Source organism: Bathymodiolus thermophilus thioautotrophic gill symbiont, assembly GCF_003711265.1.
Lineage (GTDB): Bacteria > Pseudomonadota > Gammaproteobacteria > PS1 > Pseudothioglobaceae > Thiodubiliella.
In genome coordinates this window covers 1,441,376-1,464,602 of the sequence record NZ_CP024634.1, presented here as the reverse complement: position 1 = coordinate 1,464,602, position 23,227 = coordinate 1,441,376, and the positions used below count along the sequence as shown (strand labels likewise).

Sequence of the window (23,227 nt, the reverse complement as noted above, 5' to 3'; positions counted from 1 at the left end):
TGTTGTACCAAGTTTAGAACTAACCACGGGCTTGAAATTTTCTTTATTAAGTTCAATTAAAACATCTTTTCCGTAATCAGCCCCCGCAGAACACCCTTTTAAAGAAACCGCTGTAACATCTACAGTCTTGGGAATGTGTTCCTTTAAATCAAGAATACTTCTTGCCATATCGGCAGCTGTCCTTCCTCCCATCGTCTTTTCGTTAGTACCACCATGACCTAAAAGTTCAAACTTAACTTTCTTACCGTCTGGTATGCCTTCTAATTCAGGTCCATATATAACTCGGTAATTGCCATATTCATCCATTTGAATAAGTGTGGAATTGCCAAAATGTTTGCCTGCCAAACCTGCTGTATCGAGAGCAAGGTCATCTGATAGCTGCACAATAACTCTAAAAGCATTATCATCAACAAGTGGCACATGATATGTATCTACTACTTCTTTCTTGCTCCATTTGCCTAACCCCAAGTTTATCAAGGTTTTCGTTTTAAACTCTTTTATTTTGGCTTGGTCTGCCTCTTTAAAATATTCTAAATGCTCATACAAATTATTTATATTCTTATTAATCTCTGTTAAGGCTATGGTTTTTCCTTTATCATCCAAAAAACTGACTACATTTGCCCAGTTTTCCATTTTGCTTAGTGTGTTACTTCCCGCCCTTTTTATTTCTTCTAAAGATTGGTGTGTCAGCCATGCTAACTGAGAGTGTTGATTTGTTTTGCTTAGTAATTTTTCATAAAAGGTAATAAGTTTTAAAACCTGATCCGTAGATTTCTTTTTAAGAATATTTGAAAATTCTTCGTTCAGTCGGGTTTCTATTTCAAATTGCAAATCGGCGTACTGAGCGTTTAAAGAATCACGAAATGCCTCTAAACTTTCTTTAACCTGAGTATCTTTGTGTTCATCCAAATATGCTTTTAATTCCAGCTCATGTTTTTCCATAAGACCCATGATGTATTCTACTAAATCAGGCGTTGTTTGATAAATATAATTTATACCGATAAAAGTATTGCGAGTGTCGGTCAAAATTTTCTTAGTGCTTTCGCTCATTGGTGTTATTTTGAGAAGCGCATCTATTTCTTTTATTTGGTCATCAAACTTGCCCAATGGATTTTCTAAACTATCGCTATAGCGTTTAATTGTTTCAGTTCTTTGGGTAATGCCACCTCTGCTGCCGTTCCAACTATAAATTGTTTTAGTGCCACCTGTTGTCATGGTCTTAGTGCCATCGGCATTCACTTGTACTTGTCCTGTTCTGCCAGTAATTTCTGTCTGTTTTAGGGCAGGCGTGTCATTATAAACAGTATGGGCAAAGTGTCGGGTTAGGCTTTGGTTAACGCCATCGGTGTCGCACCCGACCAAAGCCATGCGTTTGATTTTGGTGTCGCTATTGCCGTAAGTTTGTTGAAGTATTCTGGCTTTGTCTGCTAATGATTGTGCGCCCTCTTGGCTTAAGTTGGTGCCGTGATCAACAAAGTTGACACGAGTGCCACCTGTTGGGGTGTAGGCCTCACCTTTTAGGGTAACAAGATTGCCATTTTGGTCGAATTTAACGATAACACTGGTATTAGGGCGTTTGTTAAACAAGGCGTTAGCGGCTTCAACGACGGTAGCGTTGTCGCTATTTTGAACAATGATATTGCTTTTGTATCTTGTGCCGTCCAAATGTTGTCCGTTGTATTTAACCAGCACACCGTTGTTGTCATACACTTTACTTTCTACTTTGCCATTTTTGTCATAACTATAAACGGTTTTGGCTTCGCTGTCTTTGTGTTTCCAATTGTCCACCCCTGTATTTGAGGTAACTTTTGTGCCGTCTGGTTGAATACCAACATAACTACTTCTAACGCTTAAATCACCATTAATGCCACCTTGATGGAGTCTTTGGATGACTTGTTTGCCGTATTGGCTGTCAGGATTATCGGTGAGATTGTTGCTTTCTAGGTTGCAAGCTACAAGGCTGGTGCGCCCTATTTTGGCATTGGCTGGGGGGGTTAGGTCTCGTTTAAGGGTGAGTATGTTGTCGCTTAATTCACTTTCATTTCTACCACCTAGTGTTTGGACGCCGTTTTCTTCTCTGTCGTAACCTACAACCACCATTTTGACTCTGCCTGTAATATTTTCAAGTTTAGTGCCGTAAACTACTTTGTAGGCGCCGTCTTTTTGCATTTGCACGATGGTAGTTTGTGTGGGGTGTTTAGAGGCGAGTCTTGAGGTGTTGTCTTTAACATTGTCATCAGCTTCGGTTTGAATGAGGATTTGGTGGTCGTGGTTGGCTAAGCTGAGTTTGGGTTTTTGGGATTCTGTGTCCAGTTTGTTGATTTGGTCTTGGCTTAGGGCATCCCAGTTGTGCAAAGGGGTGTCTTGGTGGGCTAGGTGGCCATGCACCTGTGCTTCAGAGTCTCCAGGGTTTTTTGACAATAATAACCTAAGTTTAGAGCTATCGGTATCTTTGTGAGATCTTTCAATTCTAACGCCAAGTTTTTGAGAAAGATAGTCAAGCAGATCTTTACTCTCTTGCTCAGGCATTAAATATCGTGGGCCCGTTATGACCATAGCTTTAAAAACAGAGGATGTTTCTGCAACCTCTTTTTTTGCTTGTTGTAGCTGCGACAACACCATTTCTTTTGTGTAAAATTCATCAGGAATAGCAATCTGTAGTGCGACATTAGGATTAAATTTTATTGGTACAGCAAGACGAGGGATGTTGGTTTCATCATAGGTAAAAGAAATGACATTACTGGGCTGTACATCTGAATAACCAACTAAATATTCTGGACTATGTATCACTATTTCACTATTAGATGCATCTTTGTAACTAAAAACAGTTGAGCCGCTATGAAGCCCAGAGTCAATATGCAATGTAATATTTGATCCAATAAACTGAGTCATTATTCTCACCCGACTCCCATAGGTCTGCAGTGTGTTCTTTGGTCGCCCTCCAAGCCAATCCTGCTCTCCAGTCTCTATATCAATTTGACTCATTTTGGCACCTTGAATTTTCAGTTGAGCTTGGAACTCTTCCAATGTATCCAATGTGCTTGAGAGGTTTTCTCCAGCCTCAACTTTCACCCTTAGATTACCTTTAAATTCCTTCCAATCTTTATTGTTGTGTGTTTTAATTACTTTTGGATTATCCTCTTCATCAACAGAAATAACTATATGGTGCTTTTCATCTGCATAAGGTACGGCGACTATTTTATCGTTTTCATCGTATTTCCAGGCAGTTCTGTTATCCTCAGAATGATAGACTCTAGAAGTAAATGTTCTGCCAAATGGGTGTATTTCTACTAAACCAAGTTTAGAGCTAACGATGGGCTTGAAGTTTTCTTTATGAAGTTCAATTAAAACATTTTTCCCGTAATCAGCCCCCGCACAACACCCTTTTAAAGAAACCGCTGTAACATCTACAGTCTTGGGAATATGTTCCTTTAAATCAAGAATATTTTTTGCCATATCGGCAGCTGTCCTTTTTCCCATCGTCTTTTTGACATCGCTGCCATGGCCTAAAATCTCAAACTTAACTTTCTTGCCGTCTGGTATGCTTCCTAATTCAGGTCCATACACAACTCGGTAATTGCCATATTTATCCATTTGAACAAGTGTGGAATTGCCAAAATGTTTGCTTGCCAAACTTGCTGTATTGAGGGTAAGGTCATCTGATAGCTGCACAATAACTCTGAAAGAATTATCAACGAGTGGCACATAATAAGTATTCGCTACTTTTACCTTATTCCATGTGCTTAATTCCAAGAGTGGCAAGGTTCTCGTTTTAAACTCTTTTATTCTAGTTTGGTCTGCTTCTGCAAAATACTCTGAGTATTCATACAAATAATTTATGTATTTATCAGCCTCTGCTAAAGCCTTGATTTTTTCGTCAGTATCCAAAGAACTTGCTTTATTTGCTATGTCTTCAACTTTGTTTAGTGTGGCATCCAATGTTTTTTTTATTTCATATAAAATTTCATGTTCATGCCACACAGAGTAAAAATCCAAATACACACTTGCTTTATCCAGTAATCTTTTATGAAAATCAATCAGTTCTAAAGTCCGATTCTCAGATTTTCCTTTAGAAATCTTTGAAAATTCTTCGTTCAGTCGGGTTTCTATTTCAAATTGCAAATCGGCGCACTGAGCGTTTAAAGAATCACGAAATGCCTCTAAACTTTCTTTAGCCTGAGTATCTTTGTGTTCATCTAAATATGCTTTTAATTCCAGCTTATGTTTTTCCATAAGACCCATGATGTGTTGTAGTGAATCAGGTGCTGTTTGATAAATATAATTTATATCGCTAAAAGCATTGCGAGTGTCGGTCAAAATTTTCTTAGTGCTTTCGCTCATTGGTGTTATTTTGAGAAGCGCATCTATTTCTTTTATTTGGTCATCAAACTTGCCCAATGGATTTTCTAAACTATCGCTATAGCTTTTAACCGTCTCCGTTTTTTGGGCGATTCCCCTTCCGTCGTTATCCCAACTATAAATCGTTTTAGTGCCACCTGTTGTCATGGTCTTGGTGCCATTATCATTGACTTGCACTTGTCCTGTTCTGCCAGTAATTTCTGTCTGTTTTAAGGCGGGCATATCATTATAAACAGCGTTGGCAAAGTTTCGGGTTAGGGCTTGGTCAACGCCATCGGTGTCGCATCCAACCAAAGCCATGCGTTTGATTTTGGTGTTGCTATTGCCGTAAGTTTGTTGAAGTATTCTGGCTTTGTCTGCTAATGATTGTGCACCTTCTTGCGTTAAATTAACACCGTGATCAACAAAATTAACACGAATATCACCTGTTGGGGTGTAGGCCTCGCCTTTTAGAGTAACAAGATTGCCGTTTTGGTCGAATTTGACGATAACACTGGTATTGGGGTGTTTGTTAAACAAGGCATTAGCGGCTTCAGCGACAGTAGCGTTGTCGCTATTTTGGACAATGACATTGCTTTTGTATCTTGTGCCGTCCAAATGTTGTCCGTTGTATTTAACCAGCACACCGTTGTTGTCATACACTTTACTTTCTACTTTGCCATTTTTGTCATAACTATAAACGGTTTTGGCTTCGCTGTCTTTGTGTTTCCAATTGTCCACTCCTGTATTTGAGGTAACTTTTGTGCCGTCTGGTTGAATGCCAACATAACTGCTTCTAACGCTTAAATCACCATTAATGCCACCTTGATGGAGTCTTTGGATGACTTGTTTGCCGTATTGGCTGTCAGGATTATCGGTGAGATTGTTGCTTTCTAGGTTGCAAGCTACAAGGCTAGTGCGCCCTATTGTGGTATCGGTTGGGTTTAGGTCTCGTTTGAGGGTGAGTATGTTGTCGCTTAATTCACTTTCATTTCTACCGCCTAGTGTTTGGACGCCGTTTTTTTCTCTGCCGTAACCTACAGCCACCATTTTGACTCTGCCTGTAATATTTTCAAGTTTAGCGCCGTAAACTACTTTGTAGGTGCCGTCTTTTTGCATTTGCACGATGGTGGTTTGTGTGGGGTGTTTAGAGGCGAGTCTTGAGGTGTTGTCTTTAACATTGTCATCAGCTTCGGTTTGAATGAGGACTTGGTGGTCGTGGTTGGCTAGGCTGAGTTTGGGTTTTTGGGATTCTGTGTCCAGTTTGTTGATTTGGTCTTGGCTTAGGGCATCCCAGTTATGCAAAGGGGTGTCTTGGTGGAGGGTGGTTTCGGCTAGGTGGCCATGCACCTGTGCTTCAGAGTCTCCAGGGTTTTTTGACAATAACAACCTAGGTTTAGAGCTATCGGTATCTTTGTGAAATCTTTCAATTCTAACGCCAAGTTTTTGAGAAAGATAGTCAACCAGATCTTTACTCTCTTGCTCAGGAATTAAATATCGTGGGTCTGTTATGACCACAACTTTAAGAATAGAGGACTCACCAGCCTCTTTTTTTGCTTTTTGTAGCTGCGACAACACCATTTCTTTTGTGTGACTTTCAGCAATATAAATATATGGCACAACATCAGCATAAGATTTTATTGGCATACAAAAAAGAGGGATGTTGTATCTATTATAGTCAAAAGCAATGTAATTATTTTTCCATTCATCTGAATAACTAACAACATATTCTGGACCATGCGCCACTATTTCTCGATGAGGCGCATCTTTGTAACCAAAAATAGTTGTGCCACTATAAGGTCCAGAGTCAACACGCAATGTAATATTTGACTCAATGAATCCACTCATTAATCTCGTTATATTCCCATAGGTACGCAGTGTGTTGTTTGGTCGCCCTTTAAACCAATCCTTCCCTCCCGTCTCTATATCAATTTGACTCATTTTGGCGCCCTGAGTTTTCAGTTGAGCCTGGAAATCTTTCAATGCATCCGGTGCGCTTGGGAAGTTTTCAGCCACAACTTTCACCCTTAGCTCACCTTTAAATTTTTTCCAATCTTTATTGTCGTGTGTTTTAATTACTTTTGGATTACCTTCTTCATCAATAAAAAGAACTATATGGTGCTTCTCATCTGAATAAGGTACGGCGACTATTTTATCGTTTTCATCGTATTTCCAGGCAGTTCTGTTATCCTCAGAATGATAGACTCTAGAAGTAAATGTTCTGCCAAATGGGTGCATTTCTGTTGTACTAAGTTTAGAACTAACTACGGGTTTGAAGTTTTTTTTATTAAATTCAATTAAAACATCTTTCCCGTAATCAACCCCCGCAGAACACCCTTTTAAAGAAACCGCTGTAACATCTACAGTCTTGGGAATATGTGCCTTTAAATCAAGAATACTTTTTGCCATATCGGCAGCTGTTCTTTTTCCCATCGTCTTTTTGACAGCGTTGCTATGACCTAAAATCTCAAACTTAACCTCCGTGCCGTCTGGTATGCTTTCTAATTCAGACCCATACACAACTCGGTAATTGCCATATTCATCCATATGAATAAGTGTGGAATTGCCAAAATGTTTGCTTGCCAAAGTTGATGCACCGTAGGCAATATTATTTGATAGCTGCACAACAACTCTAAAAGCATTATCATCAACGAGCGGCACACGATATACATCTACTACTTTTTCCTTATCCCATGTGCTTAATTCCAAGAGTGGCAAGGTTTTTGTTTTAAACTCTTTTATTTTAGTTTGGACTGCCTCTTTAAAATATTCTAAATTCTCATACAAATCATTTATATGCTTACTAACCTCCGCCAAAACTCTGATTTTCTCTTCACCACTCAAAGCGTCGAGTGTACTTACCCTGTCTTCCATTTTGCTCAGTGTGTTACTCGCTGCTCTTTTCATTTTTTCTAAAGATTGGTATGTCAGCCATGCTAATTGAGAATGTTGATTTGTTTTGCTTGGCAATTTTTCATGAAAGGCAATAAGTTTTAAAACCTGATTCTCAGATTTCTCTTTAAGAATATTTGAAAATTCTTCGTTCAGTCGGGTTTCTATTTCAAATTGTAAATCGGCGCACTGAGCGTTTAAAGAATCACGAAATGCCTCTAAACTTTCTTTAACCTGAGTATCTTTGTGTTCATCCAAATATGCTTTTAATTCCAGCCCATGTTTTGCCATAAGACCCATGATGTGTTCTATTGAGCTAGGTGCTGTTTGATAAATATAATTTATATCGCTAAAAGCATTGCGAGTGTCGGTCAAAATTTTCTTAGTGCTTTCGCTCATTGGTGTTATTTTGAGAAGCGCATCTATTTCTTTTATTTGGTCATCAAACTTGCCTAATGGATTTTCTAAACTATCGCTATAGCTCTTAACCGTCTCCGTTTTTTGGGCGATTCCCCCTCCGTCGTTATCCCAACTATAAATCGTTTTAGTACCGCCTGTTGTCATGGTCTTGGTGCCATTATCATTGACTTGCACTTGCCCTGTTCTGCCAGTAATTTCTGTCTGTTTTAAGGCGGGCATATCATTATAAACAGCGTTGGCAAAGTTTCGGGTTAGGGCTTGGTCAACGCCATCGGTGTCGCATCCAACCAAAGCCATGCGTTTGATTTTGGTGTTGCTATTGCCGTAAGTTTGTTGAAGTATTCTGGCTTTGTCTGCTAATGATTGTGCACCTTCTTGCGTTAAATTAACACCGTGATCAACAAAATTAACACGAATATCACCTGTTGGGGTGTAGGCCTCGCCTTTTAGAGTAACAAGATTGCCGTTTTGGTCGAATTTGACGATAACACTGGTATTGGGGTGTTTGTTAAACAAGGCATTAGCGGCTTCAGCGACAGTAGCGTTGTCGCTATTTTGGACAATGACATTGCTTTTGTATCTTGTGCCGTCCAAATGTTGTCCGTTGTATTTAACCAGCACACCGTTGCCGTCATATACTTTACTTTCTACTTTGCCATTTTTGTCATAACTATAAACAGTTTTGGCTTCGCTGTCTTTGTGTTTCCAATTGTCCACCCCTGTATTTGAGGTAACTTTTGTGCCGTCTGGTTGAATGCCAACATAACTACTTCTAACGCTTAAATCACCATTAATGCCACCTTGATGGAGTCTTTGGATGACTTGTTTGCCGTATTGGCTGTCAGGATTATTGGTGGGATTGTTGCTTTCTAGGTTGCAAGCTACAAGGCTGGTGCGCCCTATTGTGGTATTGGTTGGGTTTAGGTCTCGTTTGAGGGTGAGTATGTTGTCGCTTAATTCACTTTCATTTCTACCGCCTAGCGTTTGGGCGCCGTTTTTTTCTCTGCCGTAACCTACAGCCACCATTTTGACTCTGCCTGTAATATTTTCAAGTTTAGCGCCGTAAACTACTTTGTAGGTGCCGTCTTTTTGCATTTGCACGATGGTGGTTTGTGTGGGGTGTTTAGAGGCGAGTCTTGAGGTGTTGTCTTTAACATTGTCATCAGCTTCGGTTTGAATGAGGACTTGGTGGTCGTGGTTGGCTAGGCTGGGTTTGGGTTTTTGGGATTCAGTGGCTAGTTTGTCAATTTGCTCTTGACTTAAGTCACTCCAGTTGTGTATAGGAGTGTTTTGGTGAGAAGTGGTTTCGGCTAGGTGATGTACTTTTATTTTGGAATCTTTGGGGTTTTTTGATAGCCATAATTCACGATCAGGTTCGTTGTCACTTCTATAGCGACATACTTCAACTTTAACCTTAAGTTCTTTAGAGAGATAGTCAACCAGATTTTTGTAATCTTGCATAAGTACTGGGTCGCTTTCTTCTGTAATAATTTCCACACCAGAAATAGCGAATTTTCCAGCTGCTTCTTGTGCACTTTGTAGTTGTAGTAACACCTCTTCATTGATATACTCCCCAGTGCTAACATCAATGCTCAACCTAATGTTAGCATCAGGTGTTGTTGACATATCAAATACAGGATGACTGTAATCGCTGTAAGAAAAGCTAACAAGATTTGATGGGTTGTCATCTGTAAATCTAATGGCATATTCTGGAGTAAGAGCCACTCTCTCATGACTTGGTGCATCTTTGTAATTAACAACAGCAGTGCCTTCATGAAAATCAGAAACGCTATGTGATAAAACATTTGCATCCGTCTCATCACTCATTTTCCTTATATGTTCAGCATAAGTAAATACATTAAACTTGTCAGCCCAATCTACTCCATCTGCTCCCGTTTTTATATTTATTTGCTTCATTGAAGCACCTTGTTCTTTCAATTTACCTTGAAAAAGCTTCAACGCACTCAAAGTGTCATCATAATCACCAGCCCAAACGCGCACTTTTAACTCACCTTCAAAGGTTTCCCAAGGCTTATTTTCGTGTGTTTGAACTACGCTTAACAAACCATTTTTGTCAACAGAAACAGTCATGTGATACTGCTCATCTGAATAAGGGGCGACGGTAACTATTTTATTATTTTCATCATATTGCCAGGCAGTTTTGTTTTCATCAAAGTGATAGAGTCCACCAATTGACTGCCTACCTGAATTGCCTGTTTTTGCAACGCTATTTCTAGAAGTAACCCTGGGTCTAAGATTGTTTTCATTAAGGCCAATTAAAACATCTTTCCCGTAATCAGGTCCTGCATCACACCCTTTTATGGCAACTGTTGCGATAGTTGCCCCTCCAGTTAATTTTCCCCTTAAAAGAATAACATGTTCTACTATGTCATCAGCGCTTCTCCCTCCCATCGTTTTGTTGTGTCTGTCACCATGCCCATCAAATACAACCTTAACATTGCCTTTTATATCCTCCAACTTGGGTCCGTGTATGGTTCGATAACTGCCATCTCTATTCATTTGAATAAGTGTGGATTGTTTAAAATGTTTGCCTGCTAGGCTCGCCACACTTTCGGCAACAACACGATCATCTTCTAACTGTACGATAACTCTGGCATCGTAACCAATGGGTGGTGCTTCATACGAATCTACTATTTTATCTTGTCCCCATGTTTGCAATCTTGCTTGGGCAATTGATGAATTTGTGGTTTTTATTGCATCTTGCATATCGTCATCAAAAAAATCTAAATGATTTTTTAAGAATCTTATGAGTCCTTCCAATGGCTCAATTTTTTCAATTTCTAAATTCTCTTGAGTAAGCGCATGGTCAACTTTATCTAGCATATACCAGGCTGTTTCTTTTATTCCTTTTAGAAGCTTGTCTTGTTGCTCTTCCATTTTTTGTAGATTGGCTTCCTTCCTAGGGTGATTTTCTTGATATTGTAAAAACCTCTTGTACCTAGTAATGGCTTGTGAAAAATGCCACCCTTTCATTTCATTTCTAGCTGCACTTAAGAACTTATTGACACCGGAGGAAAGTTGCTCTCTTTCCCAAGAATCTACCGCACTGATTTGAGCATGGGTAAAGTCAAGAATTCGATCCAATTGTTTTTTAATTTCAACATCTTGGCATTCTTTTAAATCCTGTAATTTGGACGCAGCTGATTGCACCATAACAATGCCAGATTCATAACGATCCATTGTAAATTCTTTCCTTGCACGCTTGTATTCCTCAAGGGCATCAGTCAAGACTTCTTTGGCGTCTTCATCAATTGACTCCTTTTTAAGCAATACCTCTATTGCCTTTATTTCATCATCAAATTTACCCAACGGATTTTCTAAATCATCACTATGGCTTTTAACCGTTTCTGTTCTTTCTTTAATATTCCCCTCAACTTCTTCATTCCAACTATAAATCGTTTTGGAGCCGCCTGTCGTCATGGTCTTAGTACCTTCCTTGTTCACTTGCACTTGCCCTTTTCTGCCAGTAACTTCAGCATTTTTAAGCGCTGGAGTGTCTCTGTAAATCGTCTTAGCAAACACTTTGGCCAGAGATTGATTGACGCCATCAGTGTCACATCCCACCAAAGCGATGCGTTTGATGTTAGTGTTGGTGTTGCTGTAGGTTTGGTGGAGTGTTTGGGCTTTGTTTGCGAGTGATTGTGCGCCTTCTTGGCTTAGGTTGGTGCCGTGGTCGACAAAGTTAATGCGGGTGTCGCCTGTGGGGGTGTAGGGGGCGCCTTTGAGGGTGATGAGGTTGCCGTTTTGGTCGAATTTGACGAGGATGCTGGTGGTGGGGTGTTTGTTGAATAAGGCGTTGGCTGCTTCGATGACGGTGGGGTCGTTGCTGTTTTGGACGATGATGTTGCTTTGGTATTTGGATGTTTTTTGGGTGGATTGGGGGTTGGGCTGGGTATTGGGTTGGGTGCTGGGTTGGGTGTTGGGGGTTGTTGGGGTTGGGGTGAAGGGTAGGCCTCTTTTTGCGAAACTGTGTCTGGTGAGCCAGTTTGCGTGGAGTCTGGTGTTGGCTCTGTTGGTGGTGATGGCTTGTTGTAGTTGGGCGACGATGGCTTGGGTGTCGATGTCGTCGTCGGGGTCGTCGTCGGTGTTGACGGTGTAGGTGTTGTTGAGGGTGTCTTCAACTAGGGTGTTGATGGATTTGCCGTTGGCGATGATGTGGTATTCTATGCGGGTTACTTCGATGTCGTTTTCTTGGCCGTAGAGGTATTCTATTTGGTTGGTGGTGGTGTTGTAGTAGATGACAATGTCGTGTTTTGTTTTGAGTTGCATTGCTAGGTCAACATTTGCGTTGGATAGGCCGGTGATGATAAAGATTTGAGGTGCTTGGGAGGAGGGTAAGTTTTGGGAGGAGGGTAAGTTTTGGAAGAAGTGGTGATTGATTGTGGGTTTGAACCATTTTTGTGCTGTTTGGGTGTTTTGTTCTTCTTGGGTGTTTTGGGGGTTGTTGGGGTTATTGGGATTGTTGGGGTTGTTGTTATTGGTGGAGGTGCCTGTTCTAGAGTTGTTGTTAAGTTGGTAATTGCCAGAGGTTTGGTCGAAGGTGTCGTTGTCGCCTAGAGGGTTGGTTGTTGAGGTGGACATTTTGGCTTTTATTGAGAGTGAGGATTTGTTGTCGTCAAACATTTGGATGTTGGATATTTGGGCGCCGATGTCGTGTAAGGCGCTGTTTGAGAACAGTTTGGTGTTGGCGCTTAAGATTTGGCTTGAGGTGTAGAGTAAGGTGCCTTTGGTTGCTTGGTCGTTGGCTTTGATGAGGTAGTAGTTTATGGTTGTGTTGTCTCGTTCTATTTTTAGATAATCGCCTGCTGAGTAGAGGTATTGGTCGGTGGGGAATTCTTTGACGCATTGGTTGTTTTCGTAGACGGCGTTGATGTTGCCGGTGTTGTTGATGTGGATGGCAAAACTTGTTGTTGGGTTGTTGTTGTCGTTATTATTGTTGTTGCTGTCGCTGTTGTTGTTGGTAGACAATCCAACCATTAGGGCTTTGTTGTTGCTGCCTATTTTGACGATAACGCTGCCATTGTCTGTAAAGCCTTTGGCGGAGGTGATGTTGGTGTTCCAGCCGGTGTTGGCGGTTTTTTCGTAGAGGTTGCCGGTGTGGATTATGTTGTTGCTATTGTTGTTGTCGTTGGCGTTGCTGTTGTTAATGTTAAAGTTGGTGTCAAGGGGGATGTTGGCGAGTTCTATGGAGCGGGTGATGTTGCTGAAGTTGATGTTGTTGCCGTGTGTGTCTTTGACATCGATGAGAATGATGTCGTTTTTGTTGTCGATGTCAAAATCTTTGGCGTTGATTTGGTCGTTGATTGTAACGGTGTGGGTGAACTCTAATGTGTTGGTGGTTGTGCCGTTGGTGCCTGTGAGGAAGAAGGCTTTGTTGGCGATAATAATTTTGTTGCTGCCAACTTTGGCGAGGGTAACGGCTTCGTCTAGGGTTAGGGTTACTTTGATTTCATCGCCAACATTGAATTCGCCGTTGCTGTCGGCAACATCTCTGTTGATGTGCCAAGCGTTGTTTTTTAGGGGTTCTGGGGCGCCGGAATCGATGGATAGGTTTGAGTTTTTGCCAAAGATTTCAATTTCACGGAAGTTTTGTGCATCGCCGCTAAAGGTGAGTTTGACTTGGTCGAAGATAACATAGGTTGCGGGGGTGATGGTGACAATGTTGCCGGCATTGCTGATGGTGCGGCTGAGTACCACGACGCCGTCTTTGAGGAATTCAACGACTGAGCCGTTGATTCTGTTGGTGAAACTTTCGCGGTTGTAGAGTTTAAAACTGCCGTTGCTGTAGTTGGCTGCGCCAAAATCAAACAAAATGTGTTTGCCGTCGGCATGCATGGGGTGTGTGGCATAATCTAGGGCACCGCTTGCACTGGTGTTGCCATCGGTCATGCGTTGAATGTTGGTGGCGGCGTCATCGGTGTACCAACTGCTAACATTGGTGCTGATGGTTGCCAATCCTTGTTTGCTGAGGCTTAGGTTTTGTATGTTGGGGATGATGTCTATGCTGTTGGGAACCTTGCTAAGGTTGATGTTGTTGCCGTCTGTGTCTTTGATGTCGATTAGGACAATGTCGTTGTTTTTGTTGTTAATGTGAAAGGCGGTATCAATTTTGTCGTTGACTTGAACGGTGTAAGCGAACTCTAGGATGTTGGTGATTTTGCCGTTGACGCCTGTTAAGAGGAATTCTTTGCCGGCAATGATGACTTTGTTCTTGCCGACATTGGCGAGGGTGATGCGTTTATCTAGCGTTAGGGTTACTTTGATTTGATCGCCGAGGGTGAAGACGCCTTTGCTTATGTTTTTGCTTTTTTTGGTGTTGTTGTCGTTGTTGTTATCGTTATCGTTGTCGTTGGTGCTGCTGTTGTTGTTGTTGGGTATGCTGTTGGTGTGCCAGGCGTTTGTGATGGGTTTGGGGGCGTGTACATCGATGGAGAGTGCTGAATAGTTGCCGCTAAATATTTGCATTTCTGACAATGTGGCGCCGACATCGTGGAAGGCGCTGTCTAAGAACAATTGGGTGTTGGCATTTGAGGTTTTTTTGGAGGTGTAAAGTAAAGTGCCTTTGGCAAGGGGGCCGTCGGCGGCTTTGATGTGGTAATACTTTATGCTGGTGCCTGAGCGAACGACTTTCATGTAGTCGCCTTTGGCGTAGGTTACGCCTGTGCAGTATATGCGTTCGCTGGATTCATAGACAATAAGTGTCTTGTTGGTGCCGGGGTCGGCGTATAGGGCGTAATCTAGGCTGTCGTAAGAATTGTTGCTGTTGTTGCTTGATAGGCCGAGCATTACTTTTTTGTTGGATGCGCCAATTTTGGCGATGACATAGCCGTCGTTAACAAAACCTTTGGTGGAGGCGACATCGGCATTCCAGTTGGCGTTGGCGGTTTTTTTGTAAACGCCGTTGATGTGGGTTATTCTATTATTACCGCCAATGACAAAGTCGGTGTTAAGGGATGCATTGGCGAGTGAGACGGCGCCGGTAATACTGCTGAAGTTGATGTTGTTACCGTCGGTGTCTTTGATGTCATTTAGGACAATGTCTTTTTTACTGTTGATGTTAAAATCTTCGGCGTTGATGTTGTCATTGGCTTGTACGGTGTAAGTGAATGTTAGGGTCTTGGTGGTATCGCCGTTGGTGCCTGTTAAGAAGAAGTCTTTGTTGGCGATGGTGATTTTGTTGCTGTCAACTTTGGCGAGGGTAACGGCTTCGTCTAAGCGTAAGGTTACTTTGATTTCATTGCCAACGGTAAAGGCGCCACCGCTATCGGCAATGTCTCTATTGATACGCCAAGCGTTATGTTTTAGGGGCTCTGGGGCGCCAGCGTCTATTGATAGGCTGGCGTTTTTGCCAAAGATTTCAACTTCACGGAAGTTTTGTAAATCGCCACTAAAGGTGAGTTTGACTTGATCAAAGACAATGTCGCTGCTGGGGGTGATTTCAATAACATTGCCAGCATCGCTGATGGTGCGGATGGAAACCACGACGCCGTCTTTGAGGAACTCAACGACTGAGCCGTTGATTCTACTGGTTAGGATTTTGCGGTTATACAACTTAAAACTGCCGTTGTTGTAATTAACCCCTTTAAAATCAAATAAGATGTGTTTGCCATCGGCATTTTTTGGATGTGTGGCATAATCTAGTGCACCGTTTGCACGGGTGTTGCCATCGGTCATGCGTTGAATGTTGCTGTTGGTGTTGTTGGCATACCAGCGGGTGATGTTGGTGGTGATTGTTGCCAGTCCTTTGTTGTTAAGGGCAAGGTTTTGGCTGTTGGGGGTGATGTCTATGCCGTTAGAGAGGTTGCCAAAGTCGATGCTGTTGCCGTCTGTGTCTTTGATGTCGGTTAAGACAATGTCGTCTTTGTTGTCAATCAAAAAGGCGCTGTTGATTTTGTCGTTAAGTTGAACGGTGTAAGCAAACTCTAAGGTTTTGGTAACGGTGCCATTGGTGCCGGTTAAGAGGAATTCTTTGCCAGCAATAATGATTTTGTTACTGCCAACTTTGGCTAAGGTAACGGCTTCATCGATGTTTAGGGTTATTTTAATTTCATTGCCAAGGGCAAAAGCACCTTGGTCGTTAACAGTACCACTGATGTGCCAAGCGTCCTTGGTGGGTTTGGGGGCGTAAACATCCACTGAAAATGCCACATGACTGCCACTAAATATTTGCATGTTTGATAATTTGGCACCTGCACCATAAAGAGAACTGTCTAAAAACAATTGGGTGTTGGCATTTGAGGTGTTGTTTGAAGTGTAGAGTAAGGTGCCTTTGGCAAGTGCGCCGTCAGCTGCCTTAATGTGGTAGTACTTGATGGTACTGCCTGATCTGGCGATTTTTATATAGTCGCCAACGGCATAACTCACTTGTGTGTCTTTTTTGTAATGACCTTTTTCATAGATTAAAAAGGTATTGTCGGACACATACAAAGCATAATCCATATTATGGGTGCTGTTGTTGGTATTGACACTTGAGAGCCCTACTCTCATGTGTTTGCCAAGGGAGCCAATCTTGGCGATGGCATAGCCATCATTGGTAAAGCCTTTGGCGGAAGTGACATTGGTATTCCAATTGCTTGCAAGGATTTTTTCATACACGCCATCAGTGTGTGTTATGGTACTCAAGTTAGGCAAAACAAATGAATGAAAACTGGCAATAAGAGGTTTGGTGTTAATAACAAGGTCGGTGTCAATCAATTTGTTGCTCAGTCCAACAGGGCTGGTGGCATTGCTCATATCCACTGAATTGCCTTTGTCATCTACCACGCCTGTTAAAAGAACATCGTAACGCATACTGGTGGCAATCAGTTTGTCGTTGGCTTGAATGGTGTAGGTAAAATCTAAGGTATTGGTAACGGTGCCGTTGGTACCTGTTAAAAGGAATTCTTTGCCAGCAACCACGATTTTATTGCGACCGACATTGGCAAGGGTAACGCGTTTGTCTAAAGTGAGTGTTGCTTTGATGGTATCGCCAATGGTAAAGATGCCTTTGCTGTTGGCGGGTTCGCAGTCTATGTGCCAAGCGTTGGTAGTGGGTTTTGGTGCGTAAACATCGACGGAAAGAGTGGGTTTGTTGCCACTTAATATTTGCATCTCTGATAACTTAGCACCTATGCTGTGAAAGGCACTGTCTAAGAACAATTGGGTGTTGGCATTTGAGGTTTTGCTGGAAGTGTAAAGTAAAGTGCCTTTGGCAAGAAGACCGTCAGCGGCTTTGATGTGGTAATACCTTATGGTGGTGCCTGAACGAACGACTTTCATATAGTCGCCAATGGCATAAGCAACACCGGTGTCTTTTTTACGATCGCCATTTTCATAGATGACAAACTTACTGCCGATACCGCCATCTGCATACAAAGCATAATCTATGCTGCCGTAAGAATTGTCGGTGTCGTCACTGGAGAGCCCAAGCATCATGCTTTTGCCAAGGGCACCAATTTTGGCGATGACATAGCCGTCGTTAACAAAGCCTTTGGTGGAGGTTACATCGCTGTTCCAGCCGGCATTGGTGGTTTTTTCATAAACGCCGTTGGTTAGGGTGATGCGTTTATCATTGCTGATGGTTAGGTTGTTGTCAAGTGAGGTGTTAGACAGTTTGACGGGGGTGGTGTAGGTGATGCTGTCAAAATTAATGTTGTTGCCGTCGCTGTCTGTGACATTGTTGAGAATAATGTCGTTTTTGTTGCTGATGTTAAAGTACTGAGCGTCAATTTTGTCGTTGATTTGAACGGTGTAAGTGAATACCAGTGTGTTGGTAACGGTGCCATTTTCACCGGTTAATAAGAAGGCTTTGCCAGCAATCATAATTTTGTTGCTGCCAACCTTGGCTAAGGTTACGGCTTCGTCTATGGTGAGGGTTAATTTGATTTTATCGCCGAGGGTGAAGACGCCGTTGTTATCGGCGGTTGTGGTGTCTATTTGCCATGCGTTGGTGCTGATGGGTTTGGGTGCGTAAACATCTACTGAGAATGGCAGATGATTGTTGCTGAATATTTGCATTGCTGATAATTTGGCACCTACGCTGAGAAAGGCGCTGTCTAAGAACAATTGGGTGTTGGCATTTGAGGTTTTTTTGGAGGTGTAAAGTAAAGTGCCTTTGGCAAGGGGGCCGTCGGCGGCTTTGATGTGGTAATACTTTATGCTGGTGCCTGAACGAACGACTTTCATATAGTCGCCAATGGCATAAGCAACACCGGTGTCTTTTTCACGATCGCCATTTTCATAGATGACAAACTTACTGCCGATGCCGCCATCTGCATACAAAGCATAATCTATGCTGCCGTAAGAATTGTCGGTGTCGTCACTGGAGAGTCCAAGCATCATGCTTTTGCCAAGGGCGCCAATTTTGGCGATGACATAGCCGTCGTTAACAAAGCCTTTGGCAGAGGTAACATCGGCATTCCAGCCAGCGCCAGAGGTTTTTTCATAAATGTCGTTGGTGCGGGTTATTCTGTTGCCACCGCCGATATCAAAATTGGTGTCAAGTGATGTTTTGGAGAATTGTATGGGGCTGGTGATACTGCTGAAGTCGATGTTGTTGCCGTCTGTGTCTTTAACATCAGTTAGGGTGATGTCGTATTGGTTATCGATATTAAAGTCTTTGGTGCCTATTGTGTCGTTTGCTTGAATGGTATAGACAAATTCTAGGGTGTTGGTGCTGGTGTTGTTTTCACCGGTTAATAAGAAGGCTTTACCAGCAATCATAATTTTGTTGCTGCCAACTTTGGCTAAGGTAACGGCTTCATTTAAGGTGAGGGTTACTTTGATTTTATCGCCAATGGTTAGGATGTTGTTTGCGTTGCCTGTATTGTCTGTGTTACTTGTGTTGTCTGTGTGGCTGGTTTCGCCTTTTATGTGCCAAGCATCGGCAATGGGTTTTGGTGCGTGTACATCTATGGTGTATGGGCTTATGTTGCTTAGTCCCTTGACTAGCTTTACATGGGTAAGAGTAAGGTTTTTGTCTTTAATGGAGGTGTCAATGTGTAGTGCTGAGGTGGCGGATATGCCAGTTTGGGTGGCGAGTATGCGGAGGGTGTTGCCGTTGTGGTCGAGGTGGTAATAGCGAATGGTGGTGCCGTGGCGTTCAATCTTAATTTGGTCACCTGCTTGGTAGCGATAATTTAAATCGGTGTATTTGGTGTTGTTGTTGCGGACATCTTTTATTTTGTTGTTGTGAATAAAAACGGCGTGTTCAATGGTTTTGTAACTGCCATCTGGGTTGTCGGTGGACAGGCCGAGCATCAAGCCTTTTCTGGCAGAGGTGGCGTTTAGGGTAAAAATGGCATAGCCATCGCCGACAAAACTTTCTTGAGAAAAGGCATCGGTATTCCAAGAGGCATCGCTTGATTCTTTGCTAATGGTATAACCTTGGAATGTATTGCCAGATACACTTAAGTTGCGTTGGTCAAATTTAGTGGCAATGGTGTTGTTGAGTGAGATGGGGTAAATGATGTTGGTAAAAGTAGGCGGATAGCCGTCGTTGTCAGAGATGCCACTGATGATGAGATCGGAGAAGGATTGAATGGCAAAACTTTTGCCTTGGGTAAAGGCATCGTTGATTTGGACGGTGTGTTCAAAGATTAATTGTGTGTTTTTTACTGTGATTTCATCTGGATTGGTAGAGGGGTCGGCAAACCCTTTGTTGGCACAAAGGGAGAAGATCAAGCCGTTGATGATGACCTTGGAGTCGGCAGCGTATTTTGCTTTGCCTTCTTGGTATTTCATGGCTCTGTCCATGGTTAAGGCAATCATGACTTTGTCGCCTATTTCAAAAACACTTTTGGTGGCTGGGTGTTGGCTTGTTGGATAGACTTTCATGGCAACTAAGGCAGGTCCTTTTTGCTTGATGGCTTTGCTGCCGATTTCTTGATTTTTTAGATGGGCATCGCCCAAGCGTTGACTGACGCCTTGTTGTTCCTTTTGTTGGTGTAATTGATTCTTTTGGTTGCGTTGTTTGACATTGTTGAGCTCTTGTTGTGTTTTGCTTTTGCTTTTGTCAATGCCACCTTTGCTGTTTTCAATGTCTTGATTGGCACCGTTTGTTATTTTGTCGGTGTTGCCGAATTGTGTATAACTGTTGTGGTAATCGCTTTGTCCACTTTGGTTTAGTTCGTCGAGTCCGGTGGAATGTGTTTGACTTTGTCCTTGTCCTTGTCTTTGAGTTGGTATTAAACTATTGTTGTTATTGTTTAAAAAGGCTGTTACTGTTTGTGCGTCATGATTGGCGTCTTCTTCGTTGACTCGTGTGTCGGATTTTAAAGTGTTGACGGTTTGTTTGTCTTTGCTTGATTGGGTGTCTATATCTGAATCTTCGTTGGCGTCTGTGTCTTGGTATTGTGATTGGTCAATGTCTTTGTTGGCAGAGTTTACATTTTGGGTGTACTCAGTTTTTGTTTTGGGGGTGGAGTGGCTGGTGCCACGGAGTTTGGTTGTGTCTGCTTCATCGCCGTTGATGACTGTGCCGATGGTTTGGCTGACTAAGACACTTTTGGCGGTTTCTTTTAAGTTAGACAGCATGCCTTGCATTAGGGCTTTCATTTTGGCGGTAACGCTTTGTTTGTTGGTGCGTATTTCAATCATAGCGCCGTAGAAATCGCCGTCGCCGATTTTGACAGTGATATTGCCTTTGCCTGCGGCTAAGGCGACATTCATACCATCGCCATAGCGTACATTGATGTTGTAATCGCCTTTCATAACAGCGACATTAACGCCGTGTCCGACGCGGGTGTTGAGGTTGTATTTGCCAATCAAAGCGTTGACGGCGATGCCATCGCCAACAAGGGTGTTGACATTGAATTTACCGATGGAAAGCCCGACATGGAAGCCGTCGCCGACTTTGGTGGTAATGTTGGCTTTGCCGATGGCAACCATTGCGCTGTGGCCAGAGCCGACTTTGGTTATCAAATTGCCTTCGCCAATGCCAATTTGCAAACTGTCGTTGTCGCCAACTGAGGTGAGTATATTAAGTCGACCGATGCCAGCTTGTATGGTTTGACCGAGACCGACTTTGCTGATGACATTAGCATCGCCAATGCCAACACCTAGCATAGCGCCATTACCGACATGGGTAATGATATTGGCTCGGCCTACAGCAAATGTGACCATACTGCCTTCGTTGTTGCTACCGAGTAATGCAGCGCCAGTGGCTTTGAGTGCGTCAAAGCCTGATTCTAAGAATTTTTGTGGGGCAGAAAAGATGTCTCCTCTTGGGAACAGACGATGTCTTTCTAAAACGGGGTCTGAAACGATGGCGTCAAGTGGGGACACGGTAACGCTAAAGTCTGCCAATGAAGAGATTCGGGTAACGATGTTTGCTTGGCCTATTACTAGGCTAACGGTGTTGCCATCGCTGCTGCCTGCTAAGTTAATATGGGTCACAATATTGGCTTGACCGATGGCGGCTGTTATTAGATTGCCTGCGCCAATCTTGGTAACAATATTGGCTTCACCAACGGCAAATGCAACTGAGAATCCATTGCCGATATGGGTAAAAATATTACCCCCTCCAATCATGGTTGCTAAGGTGGTGCCATTGCCAACTTTGGTAAAGACATTGGTACATCCGCCTATCATTAAAGCGGCACTAAAGCCGTTGCCAATATGGGTGAAAACATTGGCAGTGCCTGCAAGCATGATTGCGACTGAGGCGCCGTTGCCAATTTTAGTAAAGATATTGGCTTGTCCCCCTATCATCAATACAGCACTTGGACCATCGCCAATGTGGGTAAAAATATTACCCCCTAATGAAAACATAACTGCCAATGTAGCACCGTTGCCAACTTTGGTGAAAAAGTTAGCACCTGTGGATATCATTAATGCAGCAGTCATGCCGTTGCCGACATGGGTGAGGACATTGCCAGTGCCAAACATACCGACAATAACATCGCCATCACCGACTTTGGTGGCAATGTTGCCTATGCCTAGCATAAGTAAATAAACATTGCCATTGCCGATGTGGGTAACGACATTGGCAAGACCGAACAACAGGGCTATTATATCGCCATTACCTGATTTGGTAATAACATTGGCACCACCAAGCATTCTGGTTTGAATATCGCCATCGCCGATGTGGGTAAGGACATTGCCACCGCCATACATAGATATGTTAATGTCGCCATTGCCGTCTTTGGTAACCACATTTAAACCGCCGAGTAAAGAGCCGCTAATATCGCCTGTAGAAAAGTCAGTGAAGACATTGGCACCAGCCAAAAGATGGAGTATGGAATCTCCAGTGCCCTCTCTGGTGATGATATTGGCACCACCGAACAATTCAGCACTTAAGGTGCCGTGTCCTTTGTAGGTAACAATATTGGCTATGCCAATACCTGTCAAACTTAAATCACCTTTGCTAACATCTACATTGACGATATTGCCTAGAGAGATAAGTATTAAATTTGTATCGCCACGACCGTATCTGTCTATTTTGTTTAAACGGAAGCCGCCGAGTTTTGCTTTTAATTTGCCATCTGTTGACCAAGTAACGATATTGCCACCACCTAAGATGGTTAAATCTCCATTGCCTTTTATACCAGAACGGGTAATAAAGTTACCACCGCCACCGCCTATAAAGGTCATATTGCCATAATCCCCTGTGTGATCAACTTTGTTGATAATGCCAATGCCTTTAAACGAAAGGTTGCCATTGGCAGAATGTTTGACAACATTGGCACCGCCACCACCAATAAAGTCGGTGTTGCCATATTCAGCTGTATTGATAACATGATTACCTACGCCTACACCTTTGAAGAAGACATTACCTTTGTATCCGCCTCGTCGTTCTACTTTGTTGTATCCACCAATGCCTCTAAAGTTAATGTTGCCTTGGTGCGTAATATTGGTCACTTTGTTGTAAAAGCCTGCACCTGTGAAAACAATGTTGCCTGAAATGCCTCGTCGCTCTACTTTGTTGTAAGCACCTATGCCACTGAAATAAATATTGCCTTGGTTGGCAGTGTTGGTAACTTTGTTTAACGCACCAGCGCCTTTGAAATGAATAGTGCCACGCTCTCCACCTCGTCGTTCCACCACATTCGACATACCGGCACCTGTGAAATCAATATTGCCATACTTGACATCGTTGATTACCCTATTTGAAATACCAATACCTAAAAATGAAATATTACCTGTATTGCCATGACGATACACATCGTTACTTGCCGCTGCACCATCAAAATTAATATTGCCCGATCGACCCGTATGTCGCAAAGTCATTGCCCCAGAAAGACCCGTCACAGACATATTGCCCCAATCGCTTTTATTGATATTCATAAGGCCAGCAGCACCATAAATACTCAAGTCTCCCCAAGTGTCATAAACATCAAGCTTTAAACTGGCAGCATAGACCGTGTCATTCCCCCCATGCATATAAACACCATCCCCCCATACGGCAAAACCAAGCGCAGTTAGTGTGTTATCGCCATCATCTCCAACATAACTGCCGGTTACAAAGTATACAATGCTGTCGACAACGGATCTGAATATGTTTACTACGGAGCCCATGGGAGCCTTGGGTTTGTGGGTGAATATAGAGGGTTAAAAGTGGGTTTTTGATAATAACTTG

General features: G+C 42.7%; 1 protein-coding gene (only partly in view). It reads right to left on the bottom strand.

The annotated features are described in order from the left end of the window. A protein-coding gene (locus tag MS2017_RS05340) for a C80 family cysteine peptidase (RefSeq protein WP_122951510.1) crosses the window boundary here: on the bottom strand, positions 1 to 23,166 show its 5' portion. It extends 4,464 nt beyond the left edge of the window; the window shows 23,166 of its 27,630 coding nt (coding positions 1-23,166); it begins with the start codon at positions 23,164 to 23,166; its stop codon lies off the left edge, out of view. Positions 23,167 to 23,227 lie beyond the last annotated feature (61 nt).